Origin of the sequence: Planktotalea sp., from assembly GCF_039984035.1 — a bacterium.
Classification (GTDB): Bacteria; Pseudomonadota; Alphaproteobacteria; order Rhodobacterales; family Rhodobacteraceae; genus Planktotalea.
Map to the genome: position 1 here is coordinate 1 of NZ_JBDWVM010000013.1, position 2,976 is coordinate 2,976.

Sequence of the window (2,976 nt, forward strand, 5' to 3'; positions counted from 1 at the left end):
TCATCTGCTGCGGCTTGAACTGCTGGTCCAATCGCCTGAGCGTCTTGTGCCAAGATGATCAACGCGTCGACGCCTTGAGCGATCAGGCTCTCGACGTCTGAAAGTTGCTTGGATGAAGACGACTGAGCGTCTGCAGATACATATTTTGCACCCGCTGCTTCGAGCGCACCTACGATCGCAGCTTCATCGGTCTTCCAGCGTTCTTCCTGAAAATTCGACCAGCTCACGCCAACAGTAACGTCGGCAAATGCAGTTGAGCCCAAAAGGACTGCTGCTGCGGATAGACTTAGTAAACGTTTCATACTTTCCTCCCTAGAACGGCCAACGAAGTGATTCGTACTGGCCTCCTAAATTTCGTATCATAATTATTTCAGTCAGTGAAAAAAATATAATCAAAACCAGAAAAAATCGGTTAGTGTAATGAAATGAATAAAGAATCGGGACAGGTAAAACCTCGCAGGTACAAGGATGTAGAGCTGATGGACGCGCGAGCAGTGACTCGTTTGCGCGTGTTGAACTGCATTCGCGAACGTGGGGAGGCATCACGAACTGACATCGCCGCGGCGCTCAGATTGAGCCCGGCGACCGTCACTTTTGTGACCTCGGGTCTGATGTCAGGCGGATTGATCGAGGAAGTCGCCGCAAGCGAAAGTGACAATTCCAAGCGCGGTCGCCCACGCGTTGCACTTCGCATGGCGCAGGCCCGCTTTCATGTGGCAGGCATCAAAATCACCCGCAAGGATATGTCCATTCTCATTCTGGATTGGGACGGCACCGAGGTGGCGCACAGCAATCTCGAGCTAAGCGCATCCCCGATGGATCCGATGACATTGGTCAAAACCATCGCGCGCGCGGTGGAAGACACATGCAAAGACATCGAGGGTGGCACCGATAGCGTTGCGGGTCTTTCTATTGGCCTTGCCGGTCAAATCGACTGGAGCACGCGGTATGTGCATTGGTCCTCCTCGCTCACCGAGCGCAATGTTGATTTCGGCTCGCTCCTAGAGGAACACCTGCCCTACCCTGCGTTTGTCGATAACGACGCTAACCTCGCCGCCAAGGCAGAACAGTTGTTCGGAGAGGCAAAGGGCCTCGAGAATTTCCTAGTTGTCACCGTGGAACATGGCGTCGGTCTTGGGATCGTGTTGGATGGCAGACTGTATCGTGGACAACGGGGCTGCGGCGCAGAGTTTGGGCATACCAAAGTCGCGATCAACGGCGCGCTGTGTCAGTGCGGTCAACGCGGTTGTCTGGAAGCCTATGTCGGCGGCTATGCGATTTTGCGTGAAGCCGAAGAAAAGCTTGGCCAAAAGAACATCACAGCCGTGAAAGACGTTGTTGACGCAGCGGACGCAGGCGATCCAGCTGCGCAATCCATTCTGGACCAAACAGGCGAATTTTTCGCGATGGGCCTCGCCAACCTTATTAATCTATTTGATCCAGAACGGATCGTTTTGACGGGTGCGAAACATCGAATTGCACATTTGTGCAGCGATGATGTGCTCGGGCGCGTTGCCCGCAATGTGGTAAATGTAGACGCCCCGCTGCCCGATATTCGGGTGCATCATTATTCCGACAAAATGTGGGCGCGCGGCGCAGCTGCGATGGGGATCGATCAGGTCTCGGCGCTCAAAGTTCAGGAGCTTGGGAAGAATGCGACTTAGTCTTGTACTGTGCCTTTTGCCTATGGCGGCTCAAGCTGAGTTAGCTTTCGATCCGGTCTCAGTCCCCAAGCATGTCTATGCAGGCGGCTGGGAGCATTTTGTGGGCGGCGGACTCGCGGTTTTTGATTGCAATAATGACAACTTTCCCGACCTCTTTGCGGCCGGCGGGACGAACCCATCTCAATTGCTGATCAACACCTCATCAGCAAACATCGCGTTTAAAGAAGGCACACCTGATGCTCTCGCTTTGACTGGGGTAACCGGCGCCTATCCCATTGATATCGACAGCGACGGTATTCTGGACATCGCCATTTTACGCGTCGGCGCTGACATGATCCTACGCGGCACAGGGAATTGTAACTTTGCCCCATTCGAAACCCTAAATTTTCAATCCAGCGATCACTGGACCACCGCATTTTCTGCGACTTGGGAACAGGGCGAAACACTTCCGACGCTCGCCTTCGGAACCTATGTTGATCGCGGCGATCCCGATGGCCCATTTGAGGCATGCGATGCGACCCAACTCTATCGCCCAAATGGCGATCAATATGGCGATCCCATCTCGCTTGAACCTGGATTTTGCACCCTGTCGATCCTGTTTTCAGACTGGAACAGAAACGGCCATGCCGACCTGCGCATTTCCAATGACCGCCACTACTACGTGCGCGGCGGTAGCGAGCAAATGTGGACATTTGATCCGAAGCCGCGCCTCTATGGAGCAGAAGATGGATGGCGCGATTTCGCGATCTGGGGCATGGGCATCGCCTCGCGTGATTTAACGGGTGACGGTCTGCCAGAGGTTTATCTGACCTCCATGGGAGATCAAAAATTGCAAATTTTCGATAGCACCGAGGGGCAGCCCAATTGGCGCGATGCGACCTATGACTTTGGCACCACAGCGCATCGCCCTCATGTCGGTGGCGATGGACGCCCCTCAACGGGTTGGCACGCGCAATTTGCCGACGTCAACAACGACGGGCGCGACGATATTTTTGTCACCAAAGGCAATGTTGAACAAATGCCCGTCGCTGCGATGCAAGATCCAAACTCTCTGCTCATGCAAAACGCCGATGGCCGTTTCACAGAAGCCTCCGCCGACGCTGGCGTTGCGAGTATGGAACGCTCGCGCGGCGCAGCGGTTGTTGATTTCAACAACGACGGATTGCTAGACCTTGCCGTGATAAACCGGCGCGCCCCGCTCGAAGTCTTCCAGAACGCATCGTCAAGCAAAGGCACGTGGCTTTCTGTTCGCCTAGCGCAAACTGGCACAAATCCGAATGCAATCGGCGCCTTTATCGAAGTAAAAACCAAG

3 protein-coding genes are annotated in these 2,976 nt (G+C 54.3%); 2 read left to right on the plus strand and 1 reads right to left on the minus strand.

Annotated elements, in window-relative coordinates:
• Positions 1-302: substrate-binding domain-containing protein (locus ABJQ89_RS00695; protein ID WP_348494359.1), on the minus strand; the 302-nt coding region annotated here is incomplete at its 3' end.
• Positions 303-479: 177 nt separating this feature from the next.
• Here ABJQ89_RS00695 and ABJQ89_RS00700 point away from each other — a divergent pair.
• Both ABJQ89_RS00700 and ABJQ89_RS00705 read left to right on the plus strand, forming a co-directional pair.
• Positions 480-1,664, plus strand: a complete 1,185-nt coding sequence (locus ABJQ89_RS00700; protein WP_348494360.1) for an ROK family transcriptional regulator — start codon at positions 480-482, stop codon at positions 1,662-1,664.
• Positions 1,654-2,976: VCBS repeat-containing protein (locus ABJQ89_RS00705; protein WP_348494361.1), on the plus strand; the 1,323-nt coding region annotated here is incomplete at its 3' end. The genes ABJQ89_RS00700 and ABJQ89_RS00705, both read left to right, overlap by 11 nt.

Coding starts and splice junctions, on each gene's coding strand:
- ABJQ89_RS00700 (WP_348494360.1), top strand. CDS start 480: ATGGACGCGCGAGCAGTGACTCGTTTGCGCGTGTTGAACTGCATTCGC.